Origin of the sequence: uncultured Gimesia sp. (assembly GCF_963972345.1) — a bacterium.
Classification (GTDB): domain Bacteria; phylum Planctomycetota; class Planctomycetia; order Planctomycetales; family Planctomycetaceae; genus Gimesia.
This window is the reverse complement of sequence record NZ_CAXAVM010000035.1, coordinates 38,915-44,914: the sequence shown is the minus strand read 5'-3', so window position 1 is coordinate 44,914 and position 6,000 is coordinate 38,915. Positions and strand designations below refer to the sequence as shown.

Sequence of the window (6,000 nt, the reverse complement as noted above, 5' to 3'; positions counted from 1 at the left end):
TCACCAATGATGACAAGCTCGAACTGGATGAAGTCTTCAATGCATTCCTCAGCAATCTCAATGCCGGGGGACTCAATGACAGGACCGAGAGAATCACATTAGGCACACCGGCACAGACAACCATTCTGGATGATTCTGACACTGCCAGTATCACGTTTATCAACGATGATGTGACCGTGATTGAAGAAGCAGGCGTTGTCTTGTTCCGAGTACAGATCTCCAATGCCATTGCCGAGGATGTCAGCTTCGATCTCTACACCCAGGACGGCACTTCGATCACTATGCGAAATGCCACCGATGAAAACAGCGATAATGACTTCACATCCAAACGTGAGACGCATACGTTCCTGGGAACTCCCGATACAGATTTGATCCCCGGCAGTAAGACTTTTTTCGTCAGCATCACCAATGACAACAAGCTAGAACTGGATGAAGTCTTTAACGTTTTGATGGACAGCCTGTCTGCCAACGGGCTCGAAAGCAGAATCACACTCGACAGCCCCGCCCAGGCAACCATAATCGATGACTCGGATACCGCTACGATAACGTTTACTCAAGATATTGTTGTCGTAAATGAGGAAACTGGTTCGATCACATTCAATATCGAGCTGTCGAATGCAGTCGCCGAGGATGTCATTTTTGACATTACAACCATGGATGGCACTGCAACCAATGAATTGAGTGATGACGACTACAAATTCAAAACTCAGTCGTTTACATTCGCTGGAACTCCGGATACCGATGACCAGCCCGGGCTCAAAAGCTTCACGGTCACGATTACGAATGACAATAAAGTCGAGCTTGATGAAATATTCACAGTCTTCATGGACAATCTAAACGCGAACGGTCTCGACTCAAGAATTTCCTTCGGCGCAGATTCAACAGGTGTTATCAGAAACACGGATTTAGCGACCATAACAATCGATCCTGTAATCTCTGCAGGAGTTGAGGAAGGAACCGGCGGTACCACGACGGAAATTGTATTTAACGTCAACATTTCAAATGCCGTCGATACGGATGTCAGCTTCAACGTTTCAACACAGGATGGCACTGCCACCACTGCTGATAATGATTACATCCGCATTCTCAACCAACAGTTTACTTTCTCGGGCTCTGCAAGCAGCGACATTATCCCTGCACAGCAGACTTTTTCTGTTCAGATCAATCACGACAATAAGGTCGAACTTGATGAAATATTCGACGTCATTCTCTCCCATATAAACAATGCGGGACGTAATGTGGTATTAGGCCCGGTCACTCAGGGCACTATCATCAATGATGATTCGGCGACCATCACCATCAATAATGTTTCCCAGTTGGAGTCAGATGGTGAATTCGACTTTACTGCCACCCTCTCGAACCCGGTAGACTCAAGTATCACAGTTGAAGTTTACACAGAAGCAGTTTCATCACTCTTAGACAGCAATGACTACAATGCGATCGCACCTGGTACACCTCTGTTATTAACTTTTAATACCACAGATCCGCTCACTAAGAAATTCACAATTACTGTTAACAATGACAACATCGTGGAAGATGATGAATTCTTCTCAACGATTATGGCCAATTTACTGAACGCCGGCCGGGATGTTTCCATCATCAACGGTACTGGTCAGGGCCATATCATCAACGACGACTCTGCCACATTCTCAATTACTCCCGTGATTGGCACTGAAAACGACAGTCCCTTTGAGTTCCTGGTTGAACTTTCCAACCCCGTTGATGTTGCGATCACCGTTGATGCAGCCACCTTTAACGGAACCGCCATCGCACCAGACGACTACCTCTCTTTCGGTCAAACCCTGACGTTTAACGCTGGTGTTACTCAGCAGACAGTTAATATTACCGTATTGCCCGACTTGCACGTGGAAAGCCCGGAAACCTTTGATCTAACCCTGGATAACCTGGATCCCAACGGTCGCTCGGTCTACCTGACCAGCATTCAAGCCCGGGGGAGTTCTGCAACAACAGACGCGGCTATTGCCGTCGATGTGGTGGGGAACTATGCCTACATCGCTGACCGGGATGGTGGACTACAGATCTTTAATATCAGCAATCCTTCCAGCCCGGTTCATGTCGGTGCTTACGACTTTAACCAGCAGGGAATTGCCCAGGCAATTGATGTGGTCGGCAACCTCGCTTACCTGGCCGTCGGTGAAGCAGGGCTGCAGATTATCAACATTTCGAACCCGGCGAACCCCACATTTGTCGGCAGCATCGCGACTCCTGCCCGTGCCCGTGGCGTTCAAGTGGTCGGCAACCTGGCTTACGTCGCCGACGATAGTGGAAACGGCGGTGGATTACAGATCATTGATGTTTCCGATCCATATAACGTTGGTCAAGTTGACAGTTTCGGTAACTATGTCAATCTCCTGGGCAGCTTCGGAGTGTCGACTCCAGGCGGCCTGGCCGGCGGTGTATTTGTAAGGGACGACATTGCCTACGTCACGGATGGTAATAATGGGCTGCATATAATCGATGTTTCAGATCCCACACTTCCCGATGGTGACATGACATTCCACCAGACAGTTGCCACCCCCGGTGGTGCTGCGATTGGACTCGACATTGTTGGAAACTTCGCCTACGTCGCGAATCGTGAAGGTGGTTTACAGATCATAGATATCAGCACACCGGCAACGGCATCAATTATCGGGACTCTCGACACCCCAGGGATCGCCACAGGGGTTCGGGTCGTAGGTAACTTCGCCTATGTAGCTGACGGATCCGTTGGTCTGCATGTCATCGATATCACGAATCCCATGGCCCCAGTCATCGCCAATACGTTTAACACAGCTGGCAGTGCCCGCAGTCTGTTTGTCTCAGGCACCCTGGCCTTTGTTGCGGATACATTCAGTGGCTTTCAGATCCTGGAGTTCTTCCCCACAACAACCGCCACCGGAACGATTCTCGATCCCGCTGGCCCGCCATTGACGGGAACCGCTTCCCCCAACACCACCATCAGTACCTCACTGGTCACAGCACCTACGGTAACTGACGCCAACGGCGAAACCACTTCTGTGCCTGACAGTGTGGACTGGATTGATGAATGGGACAGTTTCTGGGTCGAAGTCTGGGGGAACACCAGTGATGGCTCCGGCATCAGCGGCGGTAACTTTGATCTGGAATACAATACCGATTACTTTACTGCGACCGCTGTGGAATTTGGTTCGGCCTTCGCTGGTTCCAGTACAGCCAGCATAGATGACCAGACGGGAATCGTATCGGGCATCAGTGGCCAGAACGGTCACGGTTCCCTCGGTGGCAGCGGACAGGTTCTGCTGGCACGCGTCAAGTTTGAATCGATTGGTGAAGATAATGTTGCCATCGATAAAGTAACCGGATTCCTGGGCCCTCATAACCTGGGAATTCGCGTCGTCAACGCATCACTGGATGTCACAGACTTTGGTGGCGTGACTGCTTCCACAGGAGATGTTCTGGACACAGATCTCTGGGCCGTGCCCTTTGACCTGAATGACGATGGTACCATCAACTACCGCGACCTGATCACATTCACGTCCTATTACGGGACGTCCGTCATTGGAGCAGAATCGGGGCTGGCCTGGTCGCTTGACTTTGACAAGAGCGGACAGATCAACTACCGAGACCTGATTTCTCTGGTCTCGAACTACAATCGCTCCAGAGACAACGGTCAACAGATTTCCTTCCCGGCTAACTTCCCCCAGGAATGGTATGGTACTGCGATTACCACTGAGGGTAATGACAGTCTGACAACATTGATCAATGCCGCGACCGAAGAATGGAAAACGGCCACAGGCAATCCTGATTTAACAGTACAGGTCGTCGTGACTGACCTGGGTGGTCAACAGCTGGGTGAAGGCCATATTCTGGAACTCGATGAGAACGGCATTCCTGTCAAGGGGCGTGTCTATATCGATGACGATGCCGCCGGCCTGGGCTGGTACTCATCTGTTGAAGGACTGGCATTTGACAGCAACGGACAGGCGATAGCCGGATCTGCTGCGGAAGGCCACTATGATCTTTATACAGTGCTGCTGCATGAAATCGGTCACGCCGCCGGCTTTACAACAAGTTATTCCGCTTACACTAACCATGTGGAAACCAGTGATTCCGGTCAGGTTCAATTTGTCAGCTGGGACTTCATCGTACCCCTGACAGAGGATGGACTGCACATTGATGATTCGTTCTATCCGGACGATATCATGGGAGCCACGCTGGACCCTTCTACCAGGAAGATGATTTCCACCCTGGATATTCAGGTTCTGCAGGCTGCCTACAACAATGCAGACGGAGCAGTATTTACCCCGTTGAATGCACCATTGATGGCATCCATCCTGCAGACCGTTTCAACAACCGAGACTGCTCCTGCAGTAGCACCCGCGGCTCCTGTTTCGAAACCTGTCGTTGCACCAGAGCAACAACAGGTCAAAACTGCAACATCACAATCATCGGAACTGCAGTCAGACACGTTACCATCCTGGTACCTTGCTCCTGCACTGCCGCTTTCAAACTCAAGCGTGATTGTAGAACAGTCAGTGGATCAGGATCTCCTGATCGGTTCCCTGTTCGATGTATCGTATGAAACAGAACTGTCAGACGATCTGGAACCAGAAGAAAGCACTTTAGAGCTCAGTTTCAATCCTGAATTTGATCTGGATCAGGTCGGGGACTCTGAAGTAGCCGATGAAGAACTGGACAGCCTGTTTGCCGACTGGTCTGGCCCGCTGGTATAATTACCCAGCGAAAAACAGATTCCATTTAGATTCAAAGAGGTGAGAACCGATTTCTCACCTCTTTTTTACGGCTTTAACTCTTTGTATTCCATCCCGAAAGTTTCAGCGACCGCACGATTTGTCACTTCCCCCTCGTGGACATTCACCGCAGTTAACAGGCCATGGCTCTGTGCACAGGCTGCTTTCAAACCCTGATTGGCCAGCTTGAGAGCATACGGTAACGTCACATTACACAAAGCATAGGTACTCGTGCGCCCGACTGCGCCGGGCATATTCGCAACGCAATAATGCACCACACCATCTACGACGAACGTGGGATCGGAGTGCGTTGTCGGCCGTGTGGTTTCGATACAGCCTCCCTGGTCGACGGCCACATCAATCAATACCGCTCCGGGTTTCATTGAACTCAATGCCGAACGGGGAACCAGCACCGGAGCGCGGGCACCTGGAATTAATACCGCGCCAATCACCAGATCCGCCAGTTCCAGTTCTGCCCGGATATTATGTCGATCGCTGTAAAGCGTATTCACATTCGCAGGCATGATATCTTCGAGATAGCGAAGGCGGTCGACATTGATATCCAGAATCACAACATCCGCTTGAAAGCCGGCGGCAATTTGCGCGGCGTTTTTCCCGACCACTCCACCTCCCAGAATCACAATGTGGGCGGGTGGTACGCCGGGAACGCCTCCCAGTAAAATCCCACGGCCCAACTGCGGACGTTCGAGGTATTTTGCCCCTTCCTGGATACTCATTCGTCCCGCGACTTCACTCATTGGCGTCAGGAGGGGCAGTTGGCCATGCGGGCCTTCCAGTGTTTCATAGGCAACGGCAGTGGCTCCTGTCTCCAGAAAACCGCGCGTTAACTTCTCATCCGCGGCAAAATGAAAATAGGTAAACAGAATCTGCCCCGGTCTCAATAAGGCCCATTCCGTCGGCTGGGGTTCTTTGACCTTGATCACCATATCCGCGCGGGCAAAGACTTCCTCGGCGGTTTCTACGATCTCGGCGCCATTTTCTTCATAGAGTTCATCGGGAATCCCGCTTCCCATGCCGGCCCCTCGTTCAACCAGCACGGTATGTCCGGCAGCAGTCAGTTCTTCGGCTCCCACCGGAATCAATGCGACGCGATACTCGTCCTGTTTAATTTCATGAGGGACTCCAATAATCATGCGCTTCTCCCAATTACATCTCAGACTGCAGACTGGTATGATACGATCATAGACATTATATGCCTTGATTTCATATTATTCGTCTGATTTTTATGGCAGGCTTGAGCCAGAAACAT

General features: G+C 50.8%; 2 protein-coding genes. One reads left to right on the top strand and one right to left on the bottom strand.

What is annotated here, in order from left to right; all coding sequences use genetic code 11:
• The coding region (locus AACZ40_RS08580) for a Calx-beta domain-containing protein (protein WP_339674033.1) at nt 1-4,712 on the top strand (4,712 nt) is incomplete at its 5' end.
• A 65-nt stretch (nt 4,713-4,777) separates the two neighbouring features.
• Here AACZ40_RS08580 and ald read toward each other — a convergent pair.
• Entirely contained in the window at nt 4,778-5,884 is a 1,107-nt protein-coding gene (gene ald / locus AACZ40_RS08575; RefSeq protein WP_339674030.1) for an alanine dehydrogenase, read from the bottom strand.
• Nucleotides 5,885-6,000: the final 116 nt, after the last annotated feature.